Annotated in this window: 17 protein-coding genes and 4 pseudogenes; 9 read left to right on the forward strand and 12 right to left on the reverse strand. The window is 68.9% G+C overall.

All coding sequences use genetic code 11. From position 1 onward, the window contains the following. Positions 1-156 precede the first annotated feature (156 nt). From IEZ11_RS24375 to IEZ11_RS52020, 3 genes and pseudogenes are all read left to right on the forward strand, one after another. Positions 157-963 carry a GntR family transcriptional regulator gene (locus IEZ11_RS24375; protein ID WP_189264990.1) on the forward strand — a complete coding sequence of 269 codons (807 nt, stop codon included), beginning with the start codon at positions 157-159 and terminating at the stop codon, positions 961-963. A 350-nt stretch (positions 964-1,313) separates the two neighbouring features. Continuing rightward, positions 1,314-1,436, forward strand: a pseudogene (locus IEZ11_RS52015) (helix-turn-helix domain-containing protein); the annotation flags it as partial. An 81-nt stretch (positions 1,437-1,517) separates the two neighbouring features. Further along, the gene (locus IEZ11_RS52020) at positions 1,518-2,033 is read left to right on the forward strand and encodes an IclR family transcriptional regulator (protein ID WP_373294966.1); all 516 of its coding nucleotides are present in this window, start codon (positions 1,518-1,520) and stop codon (positions 2,031-2,033) included. Positions 2,034-2,737: 704 nt separating this feature from the next. Here IEZ11_RS52020 and IEZ11_RS24385 read toward each other — a convergent pair. From IEZ11_RS24385 to IEZ11_RS24415, 7 genes are read right to left on the reverse strand one after another with little or no spacing between them, the layout of a single operon-like run. Next, on the reverse strand, positions 2,738-3,925 hold the full coding sequence (locus IEZ11_RS24385; protein ID WP_189264991.1) for a cytochrome P450: 1,188 nt from the start codon (positions 3,923-3,925) through the stop codon (positions 2,738-2,740). Continuing rightward, positions 3,922-5,340, reverse strand: coding sequence for an alkaline phosphatase family protein (locus IEZ11_RS24390; protein WP_189264992.1), 1,419 nt, complete (start codon positions 5,338-5,340; stop codon positions 3,922-3,924). The genes IEZ11_RS24385 and IEZ11_RS24390 overlap by 4 nt, the downstream gene beginning before the upstream one ends. After that, positions 5,337-6,494, reverse strand: a complete 1,158-nt coding sequence (gene eboE / locus IEZ11_RS24395) for a metabolite traffic protein EboE (protein WP_189264993.1) — start codon at positions 6,492-6,494, stop codon at positions 5,337-5,339. Before eboE ends, IEZ11_RS24390 begins: the two co-directional genes overlap by 4 nt. A 7-nt stretch (positions 6,495-6,501) precedes the next feature. Continuing rightward, positions 6,502-7,368 carry a TatD family hydrolase gene (locus IEZ11_RS24400; protein ID WP_189264994.1) on the reverse strand — a complete coding sequence of 289 codons (867 nt, stop codon included), beginning with the start codon at positions 7,366-7,368 and terminating at the stop codon, positions 6,502-6,504. A 2-nt stretch (positions 7,369-7,370) separates the two neighbouring features. Further along, positions 7,371-8,063 carry an EboA domain-containing protein gene (locus tag IEZ11_RS24405; protein ID WP_189264995.1) on the reverse strand — a complete coding sequence of 231 codons (693 nt, stop codon included), beginning with the start codon at positions 8,061-8,063 and terminating at the stop codon, positions 7,371-7,373. A gap of 49 nt (positions 8,064-8,112) precedes the next feature. After that, entirely contained in the window at positions 8,113-8,958 is an 846-nt protein-coding gene (locus tag IEZ11_RS24410; RefSeq protein ID WP_189264996.1) for a sugar phosphate isomerase/epimerase family protein, read from the reverse strand. Positions 8,959-8,989: 31 nt separating this feature from the next. Beyond that, positions 8,990-9,934: an SCO3242 family prenyltransferase gene (locus IEZ11_RS24415; RefSeq protein WP_189264997.1), complete on the reverse strand. Its 945-nt coding sequence runs from the start codon at positions 9,932-9,934 to the stop codon at positions 8,990-8,992. 196 nt (positions 9,935-10,130) lie between these two features. Here IEZ11_RS24415 and IEZ11_RS24420 point away from each other — a divergent pair, with 196 nt between their 5' ends. Next, on the forward strand, positions 10,131-10,436 hold the full coding sequence (locus IEZ11_RS24420; protein ID WP_189264998.1) for an integrase core domain-containing protein: 306 nt from the start codon (positions 10,131-10,133) through the stop codon (positions 10,434-10,436). Positions 10,437-10,466: 30 nt separating this feature from the next. On the opposite strand, the gene IEZ11_RS52835 is transcribed toward IEZ11_RS24420, so the two are convergent. The 5 genes and pseudogenes from IEZ11_RS52835 to IEZ11_RS52500 form a co-directional block, all read right to left on the reverse strand. Continuing rightward, on the reverse strand, positions 10,467-11,141 hold the full coding sequence (locus IEZ11_RS52835) for an RHS repeat-associated core domain-containing protein (protein ID WP_505996366.1): 675 nt from the start codon (positions 11,139-11,141) through the stop codon (positions 10,467-10,469). Positions 11,142-11,284: 143 nt separating this feature from the next. Further along, a pseudogene (locus tag IEZ11_RS52840) lies at positions 11,285-11,569 on the reverse strand (hypothetical protein); the annotation flags it as partial. Positions 11,570-11,685: 116 nt separating this feature from the next. After that, positions 11,686-12,087 (reverse strand): annotated as a pseudogene (locus IEZ11_RS52845) (hypothetical protein); the annotation flags it as partial. Between the two features lie 362 nt (positions 12,088-12,449). Further along, positions 12,450-12,989 (reverse strand): hypothetical protein, encoded by a 540-nt coding sequence (locus IEZ11_RS24440; protein ID WP_373294968.1) that lies wholly within the window; start codon positions 12,987-12,989, stop codon positions 12,450-12,452. Next, a complete protein-coding gene (locus IEZ11_RS52500) occupies positions 12,982-13,395 on the reverse strand; it encodes a transposase (protein ID WP_189265001.1) in 414 nt (137 codons plus the stop codon). The genes IEZ11_RS24440 and IEZ11_RS52500 overlap by 8 nt, the downstream gene beginning before the upstream one ends. Positions 13,396-13,695: 300 nt before the next feature. On the opposite strand from IEZ11_RS52500, the gene IEZ11_RS24455 reads away from it, so the two are divergent. The 5 genes and pseudogenes from IEZ11_RS24455 to IEZ11_RS24475 form a co-directional block, all read left to right on the forward strand. Continuing rightward, positions 13,696-15,963 carry a helix-turn-helix transcriptional regulator gene (locus IEZ11_RS24455; protein WP_229713318.1) on the forward strand — a complete coding sequence of 756 codons (2,268 nt, stop codon included), beginning with the start codon at positions 13,696-13,698 and terminating at the stop codon, positions 15,961-15,963. Positions 15,964-16,147: 184 nt separating this feature from the next. Beyond that, positions 16,148-16,354 carry a response regulator transcription factor gene (locus tag IEZ11_RS24460; RefSeq protein ID WP_189265002.1) on the forward strand — a complete coding sequence of 69 codons (207 nt, stop codon included), beginning with the start codon at positions 16,148-16,150 and terminating at the stop codon, positions 16,352-16,354. Positions 16,355-16,600: 246 nt separating this feature from the next. Continuing rightward, positions 16,601-17,632 carry a ribosome-inactivating family protein gene (locus IEZ11_RS24465; RefSeq protein WP_189265003.1) on the forward strand — a complete coding sequence of 344 codons (1,032 nt, stop codon included), beginning with the start codon at positions 16,601-16,603 and terminating at the stop codon, positions 17,630-17,632. Positions 17,633-17,812: 180 nt separating this feature from the next. Further along, positions 17,813-19,513: a LamG domain-containing protein gene (locus tag IEZ11_RS51035; RefSeq protein ID WP_229713319.1), complete on the forward strand. Its 1,701-nt coding sequence runs from the start codon at positions 17,813-17,815 to the stop codon at positions 19,511-19,513. A 342-nt stretch (positions 19,514-19,855) separates the two neighbouring features. Further along, positions 19,856-21,004, forward strand: a pseudogene (locus IEZ11_RS24475) (IS701 family transposase); the annotation flags it as partial. Positions 21,005-21,440 lie beyond the last annotated feature (436 nt).

Raw genomic sequence — 21,440 nt, forward strand, 5'->3', positions numbered from 1 at the left:
AGCGATCTCGGGTGGGCACGCAGACCGGTCCTGGCGAGGGCCGCGGCGCCCGAAAACCTTGAATCACATATTCATAGGGGAAAGATGGAAAGTCAAGCGAGGGTCGGTCATAATGGCGTGAGAAGCTTGAGCACCTGATCAGGAGGGGCCGTGTACATGCCGAACGAGTCCGCTGCCGCCGACACCCCGAGTCCGGCGGTGGACGACGGTGACGTCCTGAACCCGGACGTCCCGATGCAGCAGCAGATCTATCGGCAGTTGCGCGCCGAGATCATCGACGGCCTGTGGGTCGGTCGTACGGACTTCCCAGGGGAGCGCGAACTGGCCGAGCGGTTCAACGTGAGTGTGGTGACCGCCCGTACTCCTCTGGAGCGCCTCGGCGAAGAGGGGCTCGTGGAGCGCGGCCGCGGCAAGCGCCCCCGTGCCGTCTACGTTCCGCCGGACCACGAGGCCGGCGGTCTCCCTGTCTTCTATCCCGAGGAGGAAGGGTCCGAGTACGGGTACGAGCTCCTTGAGGTCGGTGTGTGCGTCGTCCCCGCGGAGGCCTCCCGCCTGTTCGGGCTCCCTGCGGGCAGCAGACTCTGGCAGTGCGTCCGGCTCCGGGTCTTCGAGGGGGTCCCCCACCTGGTGTCACACAATGTCCAGCTACCCGAAGTCGGTCAGCGCCACAGCCTGGAGGACCTGAGAACCAAGCCGATGATGTCGATCCTGAGCGCGGAGGGAATCGATGTCACCACGATCCGTAGACGGCTCTACGCCGGCACCCCGCCGCCGATCGTCTCCCGCCACCTCGGTCTCTATCTCGACTCGCCGGTGTCCGTGTGCGTCATGACGCTGCACGACGAGAACGGCGCACCCATCGAGTGGATAAGGTCGTACGTGGACCCGAAACTGCCCGTCGGTGAGGAAGTCCGAGACGTCCGCAAGGGGTACTGGATGATGCCGACGCGCGAGGCGAACTGACAGCAGGCGGCGCCCCTGGTCGCCTGCCTCGGCGAGACGTGCCGGGTCGGCCGTCGACGGTGCGGAGTCGACGGGCAACGCTCCACACCCCCGGTCAACGACGCCCTTGCGGAAGGTTGGCCGACGGGGGCCGGTCAGGAACCGATGCTGAGCTCCGGTGGGCACCCGGGCGGTCATGGACGTCGTGGCACCTGAACCTTGACGACACGGGCAGCGGCTCGTCACCAGCACGCTTTGGTCTGCAGACATCACCGGTGCGAGCACGGCTGACTGGTGACGTGCGGATGTGAGGAAACGGACCGTATGCCCCCCACGCCAACGCTTCCCATCGCTCGCTCGTCGAGCGGACGCTCGCCGTCCTCGGCGCATTCGACCGGGACAACCAGACTCTGACAGTGAGCGACATCGGCCGTCGCGCAGGGCTTCCGATCGCCACCGTCTACCGAATCGTCGGCAAACTCCACAGTTGGGGAGCCCTGGAGCGCTGCCCGGACGGCGGTTGCCACATCTGCTTGCGTCTATGGGAGAAGGGCGTTCTCGCGCCGCGCTCCGAGTTGATCGAAGCGGCCCGGCCGCACCTGGCGGAGTTGTGTCGACGGACTTCGACGGTGGCGACCCTGGCCGTCCATGACGGTGGGGACAGTGTGTGTCTGCTGTCCCTCCCCGGCGAGGCCGAACTGCAGGGTGTGCTGATGGAAGCAGGCCGTCGGCTGCCGCTGCACGCCACATCATCGGGTCTTGTGCTGCTGGCCCAGGCGAGTGTGTCGCTCCAGGACGAGATCTGCGACGGGCCGTTGCATGCCTGTACGGCGGCGACGATCACCGACGGGGCCGCCCTGAGGAGTTGCCTGGCCATGGTCAGGCGGGACGGGTACGCGGTTGTCCGGGGAGCTTTTACCGAGGGCCGGGGCGGGATCTCCGCCCCGGTGTTCGGTGGCGATGGCGCGGTGGTCGCTCCCCTCGGTGCCCTTCGTGTGACGCAACTCCTTTCGGAGACCCGTGTCGCCGCCGACGCCGTGACGAAGCGCATCCGAACCGAAACGCCGCGGTTCACCGAGACGGGACCTTGACCCGGGATCCTGCAGATGGCGGAGTTCGTCGTGCGGCCCGCCGACGCGTGTCGGGATCAGGCAGTCGGAGGCGTGGTCGCGGAGGACCGAGGCGTCGGGGGTGGATCGGCGGATCTGGCGGCGGTGGCAAGTGCGTACGGAGGGTGTCATTTCAGCGTCAAGATATCGCCCGTAACGCCCACACCGCACATAGCGCACACCGTTCAAATTCGCAGGTCAGGCGGCCTTTGTGGCCGGTTCAAGGATCGCGACGCACTCCACGTGGTGGGTCATCGAGAACATGTGCGACCGCCCCCCTGGAGAGAAAAGCCAGGTCAGACCCCGTTTCCGGCCCTGCAGGCGGGGCGCTCAGCCTTCCGTGCGTCTATTGTGCGTCACGCCGATCACCCCCGAAAGCGGCGGCGTCCGACTTCATCATCGGCACAGTGCGACTTCTCCTCCGGCATAGCCGATGTCCTCCGACTCGACCCAAAGACTTCACCCTGCCGAAGTCCGCACCAAGTGCCGTCTCCGGCGACCACGCTTCGCGTCACTCCTTCAGTCGGCGTGGTTTCCACCGTCGGGACACCGGGCCAACGCCTCGTACACCGTTAGCCGAACAGGATGAACCCTACCTCTTCGGCTGTTTCCGGGATGTTCCGCACCGCCTTCACTGCGACGCGTGCCGCCGCGTTCCACGATCGCGTCGGCCGTCGTCCGCGGGTTCACCGCCAGGCGACGGGCAGCGTCTGTACCCCGTGGACCGTGCTCGTCGAGAGGGCGAGGGAGTCGGGCGAGGCTGTCAGGCGCAGGGTGGGCAGCGTACGGAAAAGGGTCGACAGGCCGAGGCGGAGTTCGGCGCGGGCCAGCGACTGGCCGATGCATTGGTGCAGGCCGTGCCCGAAGGCAAGGTGGCCGCTCGCGTCGCGGCGGGCGTCGAGGACGTCGGGGTCGGGGTACGCCGACGGGTCGCGGTTGGCGGCCTGGAGGGCCACGATCACGCCTTCCCCCGCGCCGATGCGGACCCCGGACACCTCGACGTCCTCCGTGGCGATCCGCCGTATCCCGGAATGGATGACGGTCAGATGGCGCAGGAGTTCCTCGACGGCGGACGGCCACAGTGAGTCGTCGGCGTGCAGGGCGTCGAGCTGGGCCCGGTTCTCCAGCAGCGCCACCACGGCCAGCGAGAACATGTTCGCCGTCGTCTCGTGTCCCGCCAGGAGCAGCAGCGAGATCATGCCCGTCGCCTCCTCCGGGGTGGCCTCGCCGGTCGCCACCCGCTCGGTGGCGAGCCGGGAGACCAGGTCGTCGGCGGGGTCGCCGACGCGCCGCTCGACCAGGGCCCGCAGATAGCCGTAGAGCGCCATACGCGCGGCCATCGCCTCGGCCGGGTTGCCAGCGACACTGGTGAGGGCGCTGGACTTCGCGCGGAAGAAGCCGCGGTCCTTGTAGGGGACGCCGAGGAGTTCGCAGATGGCGAGGGTGGGGAGTGGGAGCGCGTACGACGCGACGAGGTCTGCCTCCGTCGCGCCGCCCGCGGTCATGGCGTCCAGCAGGTCGTCGCAGATCCGTTGGATCGCGCCGTCCAGCTGCTCGATGCGCCGGAAGGTGAAGTCGGGGATCAGCATGCGGCGCAGCCGGGTGTGGTCCGGCGGGTCCATCTGGTGGAAGAGGCCGGGTGCCTGCGGTGGTGCTCCCGGGCGGGTGTGGGGGAAGGCGGGGTGATTCGCGTCGGCGCTGAAGCGGGGGTCGGCGAGGATGGTGCGGGCGTCCTCGTAGCGGGTGATCAGCCAGGGGGTGTGGTCGCCCCAGATCGCCACCCGCCGGATCGGTTCCCCGGACTGCCAGTTGGCGTACTCGGGGGCCGGGTCGAGCAGCGGACGGATCGTGGGGAGGGGAGGGTGAGTGGTCAACGCGTTGTGCCTTCCGGGAGGTCGGGGGTCTTCTCGGTGAGGCCCGCCAGGCCCAGCAGCAGGGACTTGACCTCCGTCGCGGCGTACGCCTCTCTCCCCTCTTCCGGCCGCGAACACAGGAGTACGGGGCCGTGGTCGGGGTCGGCGGGAAGGCGGCCGTGGCTGCCGCGGACGCCCGAGGGGGCCAGGGGGACGGTCCGGATGCGGTAGCGCAGGCCGAGCTTCTTGCGGGCGACTTGGCCGACGGCGCGCAGCTTCACCGCCGGGACCTCGTCGTCGTAGAGGAGTTCGGCGGGGTCGTAGCCGGGCTTGCGGTGGATCTCGACCTGGCGGGCGAAGTCGGGGGCCCGGTCGTTGTCCAGCCAGTAGTAGTACGTGAACCAGGCGTCGGGGTCGGCGATCGCGACCAGTTCGCCCGAGCGCTCGTGGTCCAGGCCGTGGGCGGCCTTGCCCTCGGCGTCCAGCACCTGTTCCACGCCGTCGAGTTCATCGACGAGCTTGGCGACGCTCTCGGTGTCGGCCGGGTCCCGTACGTAGACGTGGGCGATCTGGTGGTCCGCGACCGCGAAGGCGCGGGAGGTCCAGGGGTCGAGGTATTCCATGCCGTCCTGCGTGTGTACCTCGAGCAGTCCGGCCCGGCGCAGGGCGCGGTTGATGTCGACCGGGCGGGAGACGGGGGTGATGCCGTACTCGCTGAGCGCCACGACGGTGGCGCCCTCGCGCGCGAAGTGGTCGAGCAACGGCCGCAGGGCGTCGTCGAGTTGGCGGGCGGCGCGGTAGGTGGCGGGTGAGTCGGGGCCGGAGCGCTGGGGTTCGTAGTCGAGGTGCGGGACGTAGACGAGGGTCAGGTCGGGGCGGTGTTCGTCGAAGACCTGGCGGGCGGCGGCCAGGATCCACTGGGTGGAGGGCAGGCCGGCGTTCGGGCCCCAGTAGGTGAACAGGGGGAAGGGGCCGAGCCGGTCGGTGAGTTCGTCGTGCAGGGATGGTGGCCAGGTGTAGCAGTCGGGTTCCTTGCGGCCGTCGGAGTAGTAGACGGGGCGCGGGGTGACCGTCCAGTCGACGTCGGCGCCCATCGCGTACCACCAGCAGATGTTGGCGACCTTGTAGTCGGGGTTCGCCCTGCGCGCGGTCTCCCAGATCTTCTCACCGCCGACGAGGGCGTTGTGCTGCCGCCACAGCAGGACTTCGCCGAGGTCGCGGAAGTACCAGCCGTTGCCCACCGCGCCGTGGCCTGAGGGGAGTTCGCCGGTGAGCAGGGTGGACTGGACGGTGCAGGTCACGGCTGGGAGGACGGTGTTGAGACGGGCTCTGAAGCCGCGCTCGCCGAGGGCGGTCACGGCGGGCATGTGCTCCAGCAGTTTCGGGGTGAGGCCCACGATGTCGAGGACGACGAGGCGGTTCACGGAGTCGGTCATGCGGGGTCCTCCTTGAGGCCGAGGCCGGTCAGCCGGTCCCGTGCCCAGGCGAGTTCGGCGGCGATGCCGGCGGCGAGGTCTGCAGGTGGCTGGGGCAGGACGGACCAGGTGTAGGTCTCGACCTCGATGTGGTGGCAGTCGGCCGTGGGGCCGCCGAGCAGCTCGGTGAGGACCTGGCCCAGCTGGTCGGCGGTGCTGCGCAGCGGGGGTTCGGGGTCGGTGTGCAGCGGGGCGTGGAAGTGGACGCGCCAGGGGCCTCTGTCGTCGGGGAGTTCGCCGTTCAGGGCGTCCGGGAGGTCGTCGACCCCCTGGACACCGCCGGCGGTCGCCGTCCGCGTCTGGTGCAGGAACCGGGGTTCGGCGAGCCTGCGCAGCGCCGCGCGGGCGGCGGGGTCGGCCGGGTCCCGGGCCTCCACGGCGCAGGACGCCTGGATCTTGACCACGGGCAGCCCGGCGTCCGCGAGCCTGTGCAGAGCTGCGGCGGGTTCCTCGAACTGGACGGCGAGATGGCAGGCGTCGAGACAGATGCCGAGCCGGTCGGGGTCCAGGCCGCCGAGTTTCCGTACCGCCTGCGTGGTGGTCTCCACGACACAGCCGGGTTCCGGTTCGAAGCCGACGCGGATACGGCGGCCGGTCCACGACTCCAGCGTGGCGAGGCCGGTGGTCAGCCGGTCCAGGGCGCGGCGGGCGGCCTCGGCGCGCTCCCGCGGCCAGGGGGTGCGCCAGGCCAGCGGCAGCGTGGAGACGCTCCCGAGGGCGGTGTCGTGCGGGAGCAGGGCGGCGAGGACGCGGGCGCAGTCCAGGGTGTACTGCAGTCGCGCCTCGTCGGCCCAGTCGGGGTCGTAGACGCCCTTCTTGACGACCTCGCGGTGGAACCCGGCGTACGGAAAGGCGTTGAGGGTGACGGTCTCCAGGCCGCGGGCCAGCAGCTCGGTCTTGAGGCGGCCCAGCGCCCTCTCGTCGGCGGCGAGTTCGGTGACGACGCCGCGGGCCAGCCACAGCCCGATGCCGAGCCGGTCGACGCCGAGGTGTTCGCGTACGGGTTCGGCGTGGTCGGCGAGTTGGGCGATCACGCCCCGGAGGTCCTCGGCCTGGTGGACGTTGCTGCAGTAGCCGAGGTGGACGGTGGTGCCGTCCGGGTGCAGGAAGCGCATGGCACGTTCACGCTCCCCCGCGACGGATGGAGTTGCCCTGGAAGGTGGCGTCCTCGTCGCGCCCGGGTTCGTCAGGACAGGGGTCGAGCTCCAGCCGTCCGCTCTGGCCGTAGAAGGCGACGGGGTTGCGCCACATCACCGTGTCCACGCGGTCGTCGTCGAACCCGGCGGCGAGCATGGCGTCGGCGGTCCTGCGGGTCTTGAGCGGGTCCGAACGGCCCCAGTCGGCGGCCGAGTTGACGAGGACGCGCGCGGTGCCGAACTCCTTGAGGATCTCGATCATCCGGTCCTCGCTCATCTTGGTCTTCGGGTAGACCGAGAAGCCGGCCCAGCAGCCGCTGTCGAGGACCATGCCGACGGTGAGTTCGTTGAGGTGGTCGAGGACGACCAGTTCGGGGGCGATGCCCGACTCCCGTACGACGTCCAGGGTGCGCCGGGTACCGGCCGTCTTGTCGCGGTGCGGGGTGTGGACGAGGGCGGGCAGGCCGTGCTCGACGGCGAGCTGGAGCTGGCGGGCGAGCGCCTCGTCCTCCTCGGGAGTCATGGAGTCGTAGCCGATCTCGCCGACGGCGACGACCCGGTCCTTGGCGAGGTAGCGGTCGAGCTCGTCGAGGACCGGGGTGCAGCGCGGGTCGTTCGCCTCCTTGGGGTTGAGCGCGATCGTGCAGTAGTGCTGGATGCCGAACTGGGCTGCGCGGTAGGGCTCCCAGCCCAGCAGCGCGTCGAAGTAGTCGTAGAAGCTCTCGGGTGAGGTCCGGGGCTGGCCCAGCCAGAAAGCGGGCTCGACGACGGCGCGCACACCGGCGGCGTGCATCGCCTCGTAGTCGTCGGTGGTGCGGGAGGTCATGTGGATGTGGGGGTCGAAGATGCGCACGGTCAGATCTGTTCCTTGAGGTCGCTCTTGAGCTGCTTCTCGACGGCGGCGGGTGCTTCGCTGATGACGTCCGGGAAGGCGCGGACCACGGGCCGGATGTCCTGCGGTACGTCACGTCCCGCGGCGATCCGTTCCTGTGCGAAGGCGGCCAGCATGCGGGCCAGTTCACGGTCGGCGCGGGTGTGGACCCCGTGGACGCGGTCGAGTGGGATCTCGTAGAAGACGCACTTCAGTACGGCCTGGCGGTACTCGGCGTCCGGGAGGTGTGCGGTGGCGTACGGGCCGAGGGCGGCCTCGATCAGGGTGGTGTCGTTGCCGCGCAGGGCATCGCGGACGACGGGGAGGGCGAGTTCGCCGAGGTCGAGCAGCGGGAGGGTGCGCAGGACGGCGCGCTGCTCCGCCGGGTCGCCGTGCCGGTGGAGCAGGGTCACCTCGTCGGCGAGCGCCGGACCGGTCCGGGGCAGGGCGGTGAGCAGAACGGCTCGGGCGGCCTCGTCGACGGTCCAGTGCTCGGTGAGACGTGCCCGTCCGCAGCGCCTTCGCGCGGCGGGGAAGAGTCTTCGTATCGCGGCGGGTTCGGCGGTGATCGTCGCGGCGGCCTCGTCTAGCCAGACGCGGGCGGCCGTGTCCAACGCGGCGCGCAGGGCGGTGTGCGGAACGGCCGGGGTGGGAGGGAAAGGGTCGGCGACACTCATGGCAACCTTCGCAGAAGACAAGAGGAGTTCGCTGGGGAGAGGTCGGCTGTCAGGCCGATGCCGCGCGCAGGAACTCGATCGAACGTCGGGCGATGTCGGGGGCGTCGAGCGACCCGCCCTGGATCTCGACGGACACCAGCCCCTGGTGCCGAAGGTCGCGCAGGGCGGCGAGCACGGGCGGGAAGTCGATCTCGCCGGAGCCGAATTCGAGATGGTGGTGGACACCGCGCCGCATGTCCTCGATCTGCACGTTGCGCAGCCTCGGCGCGGCCTGGCGCACGCAGTCGAGGACCGGCCGTTCCTCGACGCAGTGCGCGTGGCCGATGTCCAGGGTGATCCCGAACAGTTCGTGCCCGTCGACGAGTTCGGCGAGGTGCAGGCACCGTTCCACGGTGTCGACGAACATGTACGGTTCGGGTTCGAAGGCCAGCGCCACGCCGTACGTCTCCGCCGTCGGCAGCAGGGCCTCGATCCCGGCGGCGAGCCGCTTCCACGCGTCCTGCTCGGGCAGCCCGTTCGGCGCGGGCCCGCTGCACAGGTGGACGGTGGGCGAGCCGAGGTCGGCGGCGATGCGCAGGGCGCGCCGCAGCAGGTCGGTCCTCGCCTCGGCGCCGTCCGACATCAGCGTCGGCAGGTGTTTGCCCGAAGGGTCGAGGAAGTAGGGCGCGCCGGTCTCCACCGTGATGTCGAGGCCGTGCCGGGCGAGTTGCCCGGCCAGCACGCTCACGCGTCGGGACAGGTCGTCGGCGTACGGGTCGAGGTGGATGTGGTCGAGGGTGAGGGCGACTCCGTCGTAGCCCAGGTCGGCGAGGACGGCGAGGACGTCGGCCAGCCGGTGCTGGGTGAAGCCGTTGGTGCCGTAACCGAAACTGAGGGGGGCGGGGAGAGGGCTCAAGGTGTTGGTCCTCACAGGGAGGTGGTGGGTCTCAGGTGGGGGATACACGGCGGGCCAACCGCCCAGCTAGAGGGTGGAGGATGCCGAGCGCCGCGGCGAGGGCGGGCGCCCCGCCCCGCGCGGTCAGTGCCGCCTGCAGGGGCATCAGCCCGAGGATCCCGGCGCCCACAGCCCGCCGCACGTTCTCCCCCGAGGGCTCCTGCACGGCGCGGGCCTGGGCGGATCCATAGGTGCCGAGGTAGGCGAGGGCGCCGGCGGCGGCGAGGCCGGCGCGCGGCTTCGCGTTTGTGGCGCGGGCCTTGGCCGGGAGCGCCGTGGCCAGTGCGGTGGCCGCCGAGACGGCGAGCGTCGAGGCCGGCACGCGCGCCGGGGCACCCGAGATCTCGTGGCGGCTGAGGGCCATCAGTGTGCCGGTGTGGATGCCGACCAGTGCGGCGGGTACGGCGCTGCGCCGCAGCGCCTCGGCAGTCGAATGGGCACCCGGGCCGGGGACGAGTGCTCCGGCCAGGACGTCCAGAGTGCGGGCTCCCGCCATGGCGACCGCGCCCGCCGGGGTGGACTTGAGCTTCAGGTTGTACGCCCAGACCAGACCCGCCAAGGGGAGCGCCCCCAGCAGGCTGCGGCGACCGCCCGCCGCGGCGGCGAGGCCGAGGCCCGCAGCGGTGAGTCCGCCGGCCACGGCGAGCGCGGCACGGCGCGGTACGCGCCCCGAGGGCACCGGGCGCTCGGGGCGTTCCACGGCGTCGACGGTGGCGTCGGCGTAGTCGTTGAGGGCCATTCCGGCCCAGTAGAGGCACACAGAGGATCCGATGATTCCGAGAGTGCGGGCGCCGGTCGGGCGTCCGGCGGCGGCCGCTCCCGCGATCACGTCGCCGGGGACACTCAACGCGGCCGGCGCTCTCACGAGCAGCGCGAGGTCGGCGAGGCGCACGGCAGACCGGGATCCGAAGCGGAGGACCGCTTTCCGATCTTTCATGACCGCACTTTACTCACGACAGTTGAACACTCGGCCAGTCCATCTCCAGTTGAGTCAAGTGACAAACAGTACATAGGTTTTCCATAGCGTGAAGCGCCAACTCCGTTGTAAATGTGGAAAGTTCGTGCGGTCTCACGTTGCCTGTCACCACCGTGAACCGTTCCGGGTTCGGTGGAGGGCGCTGATCCTTGGAAGGATGCACACCTCGATCGCCTTCACCGAGCGCCTGGCCCACGCCGGCATCGCCCCCTCGGTCGGCAGTGTCGCCGATGCGTACGACGACGCCCTCGCCGAGTCCACCATCGACCTGTTCAAGACCGAGCTGATCAACCGCCGCGGACCGTGGAAGTCCTTCACGGACGTCGAGTTCGCCACCGCCGAGTGGATCGACTGGTACAACCATCACCGACTCCACGGGGCTCTCGGCCACACATCACCAGCCGAGTACGAAACCGCCTACCATCACCAGCACACCCGCGCCAACGAACCCGTCAGCGCGTGACATCCCAGCTCTCCACCGAACCCGAACGGTTCACCGCGCTGACGTTGCAACTGTTGTAGCTGGCGGCCTCGCCATCCAGCCAGGCTTCCTCTTCCTCCTCGATCTCCCAGGACTTGGCGTACCGCTGCTGCTCCAGTATGTAGATCTCTGCCTCGAGCTCCGCCTCCTCCTCAATCTCGTAGAGGGGGCCCCAGAATGACGAGTACTGACTGGAGATGGCGCCGGCGATCTGCGCTGGGCCGCGGCGATCTCGTTGCTGTAGTTGCCCCCGGAGCTGCGGTGGGAGCTGTGATGGCGGGAGCTGGAGGAACTGTGGGAGTACGACGGCGAGCTGTGCCCGTACAAGCCTCCGTAACCGCCGGATGAGCCGCCCGTGTACGAGTGGTACGTGCGATAGGACGCGTCGGACGTCTGGCAGGAGCTGTCGCCCGAGGGGTCGGCGTTGGTCAGCGGGTCGTCGTCGCCGTAGGCGAAGGCGTTGGCATTGACGGACGGGACGGGTGTCTGGCTGGTGCCGTCGTGGCTGGTGAAGTCACCTGTCGACGGGTCGTACCAGCGGCTGGCGGTGGCGACGCGGTGGGAGCCGGGATCGGTCCAGCCGCCCTGATAGCCGAGGTCGTGCTGAGTGCCGCTGGTGGCGGTGGTCTGACCGTAGGGGTCGTAGGCGGTGGAGCCGGCAAGGCTGGTGCCGGTCGCGGTGAAGATGCTGGTGAGGTCGCCGTGCTGGTTGGTGTAGGCGAGGGACGCGCCGCCGGGGCCGCTGACGCCAGGGGTTCGCCGTCCGGTCCGCGGCCGTAGTTCTCGGTCCCGTCGGAGACCGTCTGGTCGTCGGTGCCGTCGTAGGCGAAGGTGCTGCTGCCCGCGGTGGCCAGGCGGCCGAGGTCGTCGTGGGTGTAGGTGGTCCTGCCGTCCGTGGTGAGCCGGTCGAAGGCGTCGTAGCCGAGGTTCTCGGTGCCCTGGGCGCCGGTGACCGAGTCCAGGGTGCCGCGGGCCGTGTAGGCGTACGTCGTCGAGGCCGGGCCGGAGCTGGTGCCGGTGAGCTCGTCGCGGGCGTTGTAGCTCGCGTTGGTCGTGGTGGATCCGCTGGTGACGCTGGTGCGGTTGCCGGCTTCGTCGTAGCCGTAGGAGGCGGATGCCTCGGTGGTGCCGCCAGGAGCGGTGAGGGTGTCGCTGGTGAGGCGGTGCGGGGGGTCGTAGCCGAAGCTGCGGCTCGCGTTGCCGCCGCCGTGGCGATGCCGCTGACCTGGCCGGTGGAGTTGTAGGTGTAGGTGAGGGCGGAGCCGGTGGTCGCGTCGGTGGCGGTGTCGACCTGGCCGTCGGGGTTGTAGGTGAAGGTCGCGGTGCCCGCCTTGTCGGTGCGGGAGGCGAGCAGACCGTCGGAGTTGCAGCGGTAGATGGCGTTGCCGGACGGGCCGGAGGCGGAGAGGACTTCGCCGCGGTCGTCGTAGGAGTAGGTGTCCGTGCCGCCGGGTGCCCCGGTGGAGGTGAGACGGCCGTCGGTGTCGTAGCCGTAGCTCCGGCTCAATGTGGTGGCCTCCGCACCCGTGCCGGACGTTGCGGTCAGGCGGCCGTCGACGTCGTAGGTGTCGGTGAGCGTGACGCCGCCCGAGCGGGTGACGCTGGTCGGGTTGCCGTTGGCGTCGTAGGCGATCGTCGTGGTGCGGTCGGCGGTGTTCGGGAACGCGGTGGTGCTGGGCTAGATGGTCGATTCCGGCAGTTCGAGCGTGTTGAAGGTGGTGATGGTGGCGTTGTTGTCGCAGTCCGTGTAATGGGTGAGGTCGCCCGCCGCGTCGTAGCCGAAGCTGGTGGTGATCGTCGAGGTGGAGCTGATCGGCTCGGTCTGCTGGATCAGCGCGTCACTGGCGTCGTAGGCGTAGGTGGTGGTGTTCTGGTCGGCGTTCTTGACCGAGGTGGGATTACTAGCCAGGTCGTAGCCGTACGACGTCCCCGTCAGGGTGGTGCCGGAGGCGTCCGGTTCGCGGTGGCGGTCAGGCGGCCGGCGGCGTCGTAGGTCTAGGTGGTGGCGGTCTGGCCGGGCAGGGCGGTCTTGGTGAGCCGCCCGTCCAGGTCGTAGGCGTAGTGGGTGGTGTTGGTGCGGGCGTCGGTGGTGGTGAGGGGGTCGCCCGCGGTGTCGTAGGTGGCGGTGGAGTTCTCGCCGCCGGGCAGGGTGAGGGAGGTTTGGTTGCCGGCCTCGTCGTAGCCCAGCTTCGTGGTGTCCGTGGTGGTGGACGGCTGGCGGACGACCGAACTGGCGGTCACCGGGCGGCCGAGGTCGTCGTAGGTGGTCTGGGTGACCGCGCCGGTGGGGTCGATCGCGGACAGGTTCTCGCCGTCGGTGTCGTAGGTGAGGTGGGTGGTGGGGGTGGTGCCGCCGACGGCGGGCTGCTGGATCTGCGCCACGTCGCCGAGTTGGTCGTAGGTGTAGTGGGTGGTGGTGTTGTCCCCGTCGGTGGCCGCGGTGAGGCGTCCGTCGGTGTCGTAGGCGGCGGTCGTGGTCGGGGTCCCGCGTCGTAGGTATAGGTGGTGATGTTGCCGTCGGCGTCGTCTACGGATCTCTGGTCGCCGAAGGTGTCGTAGCCGTACAGGGTGATCGGGTGGATCTGCTGCGGGGTGCCGCCGTCGGTTTCGGCGTTCGCGGTTGGCGCGGTGACCTGGATGACGCGGTCGGCACGGTCAGAGGGGTAGGCGGCGGCATCGGCGCAAGGATCTCCTTCTCGAGCTCCAGCTCACGGACCTGCTTGCGCAGCCTGCGCAGTTCCTCCCGCTCCTCCTGGTTCAACGGACCCTCACCACCCACACCCGAGGGCGACGCGGCAGCGCGTGACCGTGCGACCCACTGGCGCAGCGACTCCGGGTTGACACCCAGCTCGCGCGCCACCGACGAGATGCGCCGCCCGCTGGACTCCACCAGCGCAACTGCGTCCCGCTTGAACTCCCCCGAGTACCTCGCAGTACCCACGAGGACATCCTCTCCACAGACCCCAAGATCCGCTTCTCAGAAGTGTCCGCTGTTCGGGGTGATGCCCATTGATCGGCTACACCAGGACAAGGGGCACGATCGCGGCGGCCGTGCGGCTGGTGACGGAGCGAGGCGCGTCCGATGTGTCGGTAGCAGTCCGTCGACGTTGTTGCGCCAGGACAGGGCGCGGCGGGCGCGCGGCCGACAGTGATCTCGCACACTAAGCGCTGGTGGGAGGCATTCCACCCGGCAGGATGAAGAGCAGGGCCACAGCGTAGCCACAGGAAGGGCGAGATCCAGGTGTCACCGACGTCCCGGGCTGCCGACACCCTGCCGACAGCTCTGCCGAGTTTCGTCGGACGACAGGAAGACACCGCCGAGGTCCGTCGCCTTCTGGGCAGAGCCCGGCTCCTCACCCTCACCGGCGTCGGCGGGGTGGGTAAGACACGGCTGGCACTGGAAGTCGCCCAGGGGGCCCGCGCGGCATTTCCGGATGGGGTCTGGCTGGTGGACCTCGCTCCGGTACGGCAGGCATCCGCCGTCGCCGGCGCGGTCGCGGCGGCGTTGCGGCTGCCCGGCGACGGCATGACGCCCGTCCTCGATCACCTCGTGGAGTATCTCGCCGGACGCCGGGCGCTGATCCTCCTGGACAATTGCGAGCATTTGGTGGATCCCTGCGCCCACCTGGCTCAGGTGCTGTTGGCAGCCGCCACCGAACTGCGCGTTCTTGTGACGAGTCGGCAGTCTCTGGGGCTCCCGGGAGAGCACCTCTTCACGGTCGATCCTCTGCCGGTGCCGGACCAGGCGGTGGAGCTGCTCAGGGAGCGGGCGGTCGCGGTGCAGCCCGAGTTCGCCGTAGACGCGACCAACCGAGAAGCCGTCGTCCGTCTGTGCCGCGAGCTGGATGGACTGCCGCTGGCGATCGAGTTGGCCGCGGCCTGGCTGCGAACCCTTACCGTGGATCAGATCACTGACCGGTTGGCGGACCGTTTCGCTCTCCTCAGCCGGGGCAGCCGCACAGCGCCACCGCACCAGCGCACGCTGCGAGCCACACTCGATTGGAGCTACGGCCTCTGCACGCCCGCCGAGCAGGCGCTGCTGGCTCGGCTCTCGGTCTTCGCCGGTGAGTTCACTTTGGAGGCGGCTGAGGAGGTCTGCTCGGGCGACGGCATCGCCCGGTACGAGGTGTTGTACCTGCTCGATCGACTGGTCACCCAGTCAGTGGTGGTCGTGCGCCGGTACCGTGCGCGGACGGCGTACCGGCTCCTGGAGACCGTACGCCAGTACGGCAGGGACCGACTCGCCGAATCGGGCGAGGAGCAGCGGGCGCAGCTGCAGCACCGGGACTATTTCCTCGCGCTCGCGGAGGGCATCGCCGCAGCATGGTGCGGCCCTGGGCAGCAGGAGGGACTGGAGCGTCTGCGCAACGGCCACGCCGACTTCCTGGCGGCCCTGGACTGTTCGGATGCGCCGCAGAGCAGGTTGGCTCTCGTGGCCGCATTGCGATATCACTGGTGCGTCGGCGGCTTCCTCGGCGAAGGCAGACAGCAGTTGGAGCGGGCCCTCCGGTCCGCGCCCGAGCCCTCACCGCTCCGTGCCCAGGCACTGTGGGTCGCGGCGTGGGTGGCGATGCTGCAGGGGGACACTCTGGCGGCGTGCGGACGGCTCGACGAGGCGGACCGCCTGGGCGAGGAGTTCGACGACGTGACGGTTCGCGGCCATGTACAAGGCCTGCGAGCCACACTGAGGTTTCAACAGGGGCAGTTCGATGAGGTTCTGCCCCTGCTGCGGACCGCACTGGAGTGGCATCAGGCCTCGGACGACGCCTTCGGATTCGTCATCACCCTGTACGTGCTGGGCGTGGCGGAGACCTTGGCCGGGGACGCCAACGCCGATGAGACCGCCCGGCGAGCCGTTTGCGCAGCGGAGACCCTCGGCGACCGGTGGATCCTGGCCCACGCCCTCTGGGTCCAGGGCCTGCAGAGCTTCCTCAGGAGTGACCGGGAGGCGAGTGCGGCGCTTCTGAGGGCCGCACTCGAAGCAGGACAGGGTTTCGACGACCACACGTGGGCCGCCCAGACCCTGGAACTGCTCGCCTACCTGGCGGTGCCCGAGAACGAGTACGAACGGGCGGCGAATCTCCTCGGCTCTGCACGAGCCCTACGACAGTACGTGGCGATCTCCCCGCTCGCTTTGGCGCCGCTCCTCACCACTCACCACGCGCGCTGCGTGGAACACATCGTCGAGGCGCTCGGCCCGGACGCTTTTGAGAAAGCACTCGCGTACGGAGGACGGCTGAGCACCCCCGCGCAGGCTGTGGCCTTCGCTCTTGGCTCGCAAACCCCAGCGGCTTCCCCCGTCGCCGATGCCAACCCGCTGACCAAACGGGAGCGGCAGGTGTCAGCCTTGATCGCCAAAGGCTTGAGCAACCGGAAGATCGCCGCTGAGCTCGTTGTCTCGCCTCGAACGGTCGACAGCCACGTCGAGAGCATCCGAGCCAAGCTCCACTTCAGTAGCAGGGCCCAGGTGGCCGCCTGGTGGGCCGCGCAGCAGGCGCCGACTTCCTGAAACCCGAAGATACACAGACGGTTCGGGGCCGTCCTCCAGGTCAAGGAGGCCAGGCGACTGCGCCTCTCTCTGGCCTTTTCGAACTCTCACTCGCCTGCGACGCCGCGAGTTCGGGCGCTCAGCCTGCCTCTGGCGCGCATAACCCGCTCAGGATGGCGAGCGCAGTTCGTTCAGGACCATACGTATGTCCACGGAGTTCCTCGCCGAGAGGGATCGGGACGTAGCGGCGCGGGTGTCCAAAGGCATGAACAACTTGAAGATCGCCGACGAACTCGTGTTGTCGCTCTGCACGGTTGAGGGCCACATCGAAAACTTCCGGGCCAAGCTCGGCTTCGGCAGCCGGGCGCAGGTCGCCACCCGGTGGACTACCCAGAAACCACCCGTCTCGTAAGACCCGTATAAATACCTATGGTCCGGGGTCGCGTCCCCGGACGAAGCTTTTGCCGGGCCAAGTCATCGCGGGCGGAGCCCGAAAGACCTGCGCGTGACAGCGTGGCGCACGCCGGTATCCGGGGCCTGAAGCTCAACCGCTCCCGATGCAGTGCCGAAGAGCTCGCCCCGACAGGGCGAATCTCATCCCCTCCCGCGAAGCGGGAAGCCGCCATCCGGCATTTCACGTATGGAGAACGCAACAACCATGACCATACCCATCATCGGCGAAGCGTCCGACGGGTCTTCGCCAAACCGACGCCCCGACGCGTCACCGAGCCGGTCCAGAGGCCTCTTCGACGGCAGCGCCCTCGCCAACGGCCGGACCTCCATCCTGTTGGTCGTCCTGGTGCTGGCCATGGTCGCCGCCCTGTTCGGCCCGTTGGGAGCGCAGAAGGCGCACGCGGAGGACAACAACCCCACCCTGTACCTCGGTTCGGCCACGCCCACGGACTATGTGAACTTCATCAACCGGATCCGTGAACTCATCAACGACGGCGGTTCCACCTCGGTGGCCGGCGCGGGCAGCGCCTATCAGGTCGACCACGCCCAGAACAACAATCCGGGACACTTCCTCCAGGTGGACATCCACGTGGAGGACGGCACCGTTCCGGGGAATCTGAACGGATACGTGCGCCTGCAACTGGACCGGAGCAACCTGTACCTCCTCGGCTGGTGGGACGTCCACAACCGGTACTACTACCTCGGTGACCGCACCCCCAGTGACGGTGAGCGCTCCCGCTGGGAAAGCGGCAACTACATCAAGTCCAAGGACATGCAGAGGGTCGCCGGCGAGAACTACACCGACCTCGAACGAGTGTCCAATGAGAGACGCGCGAACATGACCATCAGCAGGCCGACCATGAACGCGGCCGCCCTGTACCTCTACAACGCCAACCCGAACTACACGAACCAGGACAGGGCGCGCGGTGCTCTGAGGATGACACAGCTCATCTCGGAGGCGGCCCGGTTCCGTCCTATCCGAGACAGCAACTCCTTCGCGTTCAGCTGGGACAACGGGGGCATCACCGTTCTGCACCCGAGCCTGGCCGCCCAGGAGAACAACTGGGGACTCCTCAGCGACCGCTTCAACTGGCTCCTCCACCAGCCTGCCGGGTACCGCGACCCCAACCCGCTCACGGGCTATCGCCGGGACTCCATCCACGGCGCCGTGTCCATCATCCTCACCACGGCGATCCTCTACGCACAGTACGTCCTCGCCACGTCGAAGAGCCGCTGACCTCGTCGCGACTCCGGCCCGGCGGACCTTCGGCTCCGCTGCACGGACAAGGCCCCAGGTGCCCCACGGCGGAGTCGCCCCCTTGCCGGCGCACCTGCCGAGCACCGCGGCCGCCGAACCGGACAGCCACACACCGCTTCAGAAGGAACGAACACGATGCGAAGAACGAACCGATCCACCGTGGATCGTACGACCGCTTCCGCTCCGGTCACGAAACGGCGGCGGGCCGCGGCTGGCGTGCTCGCCGCCCTGCTGCTGGCCGTCGGCGCGGCCCTGACGACCGCAGCACCCGCGCAGGCCACGATCACCGACGGCCTGATACTGCGCTACAAGATGGACGAGACCTCCGGCACGGTCCTCCACGACTCCTCCGGCCAGAACCATGACGGCACCGTCAACGGCACCGCCGACTGGGGCGCCGACCAAGGGCTGGGCTTCAACGGCTCCAACACCTACGTCAAGGTTCCGGACAACATCATGGCCGGGCTGAACTCGATCACGGTCGACTTCGACGTGTGGATCGACAAGACCATGGGCAAGCCCTACTTCCTGTACGGGTTCGGCAACACCGGCAACGGCAGCGGCAACGGCTACCTGTTCTCCACGGGCAACCAGTTCCGCACCGCCGTCACACAGGGCGACTTCCACGGCGAGCAGCAGACCCGGCCGGGCACCTCGTACCAGCTGGCGCGCGGCATGTGGAAGCACGTGACGTACACCCAGTCCGGCACCACCGGCATCCTGTACGAGAACGGCGTGGAGAAGGCCCGCAACACCAATGTGACCATCACCCCGGGCTCGATCGGCGGCGGCACGACCACCGCGGACTACATCGGACGCTCCCTGTACTCCAGCGACCTGTACTTCCACGGCCGGATGCGCGACTTCCGCGTCTACAACCGGAGCCTGGGCTCGTCCGAGGTACAGGCCATCGCTACCGGGACCGAGGAGCAGTGGGCACAGCTGCAGGCCATGGCCTCCTACAACGGCGCGCTATCGGCCTTCGACGACCCCACCGTGGGACCGGTCATCATCTTCCCCTCCGACTACACCGGCGACATCGACAACCTGCAGACCCCGCCGGACTGGACCGACGAGTTCGGCAACGCCCCGGCCTCCTGGCCCACCCCGACCACCGCGAAGAGCCAGCTGTTCACGCTCCAGCAGATCTCCGACCTGGAAGACGCGGTGACCGCCCAGGTGCAGCCGGACGGCGACAGCACCTACCGGCTGAACGTCTACTACGACGGACCGACCGACCAGGTCGTGGCCCAGACCAACGCCCCTTCCTCGGTCACCGACCCGCTGAACACGCAGTACGCCGGACAGCTCGTGATCCAGAGCGACGCGGCGCCCTCGGGCCAGTGCGCGCAGCACGAGACAGCCGTGGCCAACGCGGTGGCCACGCCCGCCGCGCCGGTCAACGGTTCCGCCGACAGCCTGACGGATCTGCAGTGGCAGCAGGTCCAGGCCCTGGCCGACTACAACTGCGCGCTGACCGCCTTCGACGACCCCACGGTCGGACCGGTCATCATCTTCCCCTCCGACCGCACCGGCGACATCGACCACCTGCAGCAGCCGCCCGGCTGGACCTCCGACACCGGGCAGGTCCCGACCGACTGGCCCGTCCCTACCACCGCCAAGAGCCCCCAGTTCACCCTAGCTCAGATCCAGGACATCCAGACCGACGCCGTCGATCAGATCTCGGCAGCCAGCAGCGACACCACCAACTACACGGTGGCCGTGCACTATGACGGGCCGAGTGACCGGGTCGTGGTGGAAACCGATGCCCCTGCGTCGGTCACCGACCCGCTGGTGGCCGCGCATCCGGACCAGGTGGTGATCACCGCCGCGCCCACGCCGGCCCTCACCGACAACTGAGTTCTCGGTATTGACGGTTCGTGCGAAGAGACCGCATCGGACGTCGATCCTCGCCGGGAACGGGTGTGTCCCCCGGCGGGGATCGACCGATGACAGCCGAATCCTGGGTGCGGCTGCAGTCTCCATCACCTCGTCATGGACGGTGCAGACCGGCGGCCGTCGGCGGGGAGGTGGATCCGTACCTCCCGATCAGCTTGCCGCGGGCGGGGGCGACGACTAGTACTCCAGTTGTACTTCTTCATTTGGCCTGGTCACAGGGTCTTTTGTGAGTCTAGTGAGCTGATGCTCCGTCAGGGTGGTGGTGGTTCGTGACTCACCCGATCGGGGTGCGTTGAACCAGTCATGGAGACGGAGAGCGATGTCGAAGTAGGTCTGTGGGATGCCGAGTTGGAGTCGTTGCTCCAGCGGGTGGGCGGGCGCTTCGGCCGCGTTGAGCCCCGGCGGCGGATGCGGGACTACGTGCGCGGCCTGCTGGGCCCGGTGGGCAGGAAGAACAGCTGGCAGATAGCCGAGTATGCGGGCCACGGCACCCCGCATGGACTGCAGCGGTTGCTGTCATGGTGCCAGTGGGATCCGGACCGGATCCGCGACGACCTGCAGGACTACGTGGCTGAGAGGCTCGGGCAGCCGGGCGGCGTGCTGATCGTCGACGATACGGGCTTCCTGAAGAAGGGCACCGTCTCCGCCGGGGTACAGCGGCAATATTCCGGCACCGCGGGCCGTACGGAGAATTGCCAGATCGGGGTGTTCGCCGCCTACGCTTCTGCCAGAGGCCGGGCGCTGGTGGACCGCGAGCTCTACCTACCCAAGTCCTGGACCGAGGATCCCGACCGATGCCGCGCGGCCCGGATCCCTGAGGAGAAGTCCTTCGCTACCAAACCGGAGCTGGCACGCGTCATGGTTCAGCGGGCGCTGGACTCTGCTCTGCCGGTTACCTGGGTGACCGCGGATGCGGCTTACGGGCAAGAGTGGCACTTCCGGCGGATGCTGGAGGAAGCCGGTGTCGGCTATGTGCTCGCAGTGCCCAAGTCGCAGCAGGTCAAGTCGCCTGCGGGGAGCTGGCGTATCGACCATGTCCTGACCGGTGCCCCGCCCGATGCCGGGGAGCGAATCTCCTGCGGGGACGGCGCGAAGGGGCCGCGAGTCTACGACTGGGCCGCAGCCAAACTGCCCACCGTCGATGGCTCAGACCCTGCCCACTGCCGCTGGGTGCTGGCCCGCCGCAGCCTGGCCCGTCCCGACGAGGTCGCCTACTACCTTGCGTTTGCCCCGGCTGACACCGTCGTCACGGAGTTGGTCCGTGTGGCCGGCGCCCGGTGGGCCATCGAGGAGTGTTTCCAGGCCGCCAAGAACGAATGCGGCCTGGACCAGTACGAAGTCCGCCGCTATGTCGGCTGGTACCGCCACATCACCCTTGCCATGCTCGCGCACGCCTTTCTGGCCGCCATGACCGCCCATGCCCTCGAAAGGGGGGCCGGAGAAACGGTTCGACCAGCCTCGTTCCCCTCTCCGTGGCAGAAGTCCGGAGGCTCCTGGACCTTGCCCGTTCCTCCGCGGCCCGGCATGGGTCACCCGCGCACCGGCTCCACTGGTCCCATTGGCGCCGACGCCATCAGGCCATCGCCCGCCACGGCCACTACCAGCGCCGCACGCACCCCGATCGGGTGAGTCACGAACCACCACCACCCTGACGGAGCATCAGCTCACTAGACTCACAAAAGACCCTGTGACCAGGCCAAATGAAGAAGTACAACTGGAGTACTAGTACTCCAGCAGGATTTCGCTGTCTGACCTGGTCTTTCGCCGGGTGGCGGGAGTGTAGCGGGACTTCGAACGTGCGGGGGCGGTCTCACGGAGACCGCCCCTCGATCGTGCGACAACGCCGCAGGTAGTGACAGCGGCGGGCGATTGCCTGGCGTTGGCGGCG

The organism is Streptomyces fuscichromogenes (assembly GCF_014645815.1).
GTDB lineage: Bacteria > Actinomycetota > Actinomycetes > Streptomycetales > Streptomycetaceae > Streptomyces > Streptomyces fuscichromogenes.

Excerpts from the sequence above, each read along its gene's own strand:
- eboE (WP_189264993.1), bottom strand. The coding sequence starts at position 6,494 with ATGCGCTTCCTGCACCCGGACGGCACCACCGTCCACCTCGGCTACTGC.
- IEZ11_RS24405 (WP_189264995.1), bottom strand. The coding sequence starts at position 8,063 with ATGAGTGTCGCCGACCCTTTCCCTCCCACCCCGGCCGTTCCGCACACC.
- IEZ11_RS24375 (WP_189264990.1), top strand. The coding sequence starts at position 157 with ATGCCGAACGAGTCCGCTGCCGCCGACACCCCGAGTCCGGCGGTGGAC.
- IEZ11_RS24415 (WP_189264997.1), bottom strand. The coding sequence starts at position 9,934 with ATGAAAGATCGGAAAGCGGTCCTCCGCTTCGGATCCCGGTCTGCCGTG.
- IEZ11_RS24465 (WP_189265003.1), top strand. The coding sequence starts at position 16,601 with ATGACCATACCCATCATCGGCGAAGCGTCCGACGGGTCTTCGCCAAAC.
- IEZ11_RS24460 (WP_189265002.1), top strand. The coding sequence starts at position 16,148 with ATGTCCACGGAGTTCCTCGCCGAGAGGGATCGGGACGTAGCGGCGCGG.
- IEZ11_RS24390 (WP_189264992.1), bottom strand. The coding sequence starts at position 5,340 with ATGACCGACTCCGTGAACCGCCTCGTCGTCCTCGACATCGTGGGCCTC.
- IEZ11_RS24420 (WP_189264998.1), top strand. The coding sequence starts at position 10,131 with ATGCACACCTCGATCGCCTTCACCGAGCGCCTGGCCCACGCCGGCATC.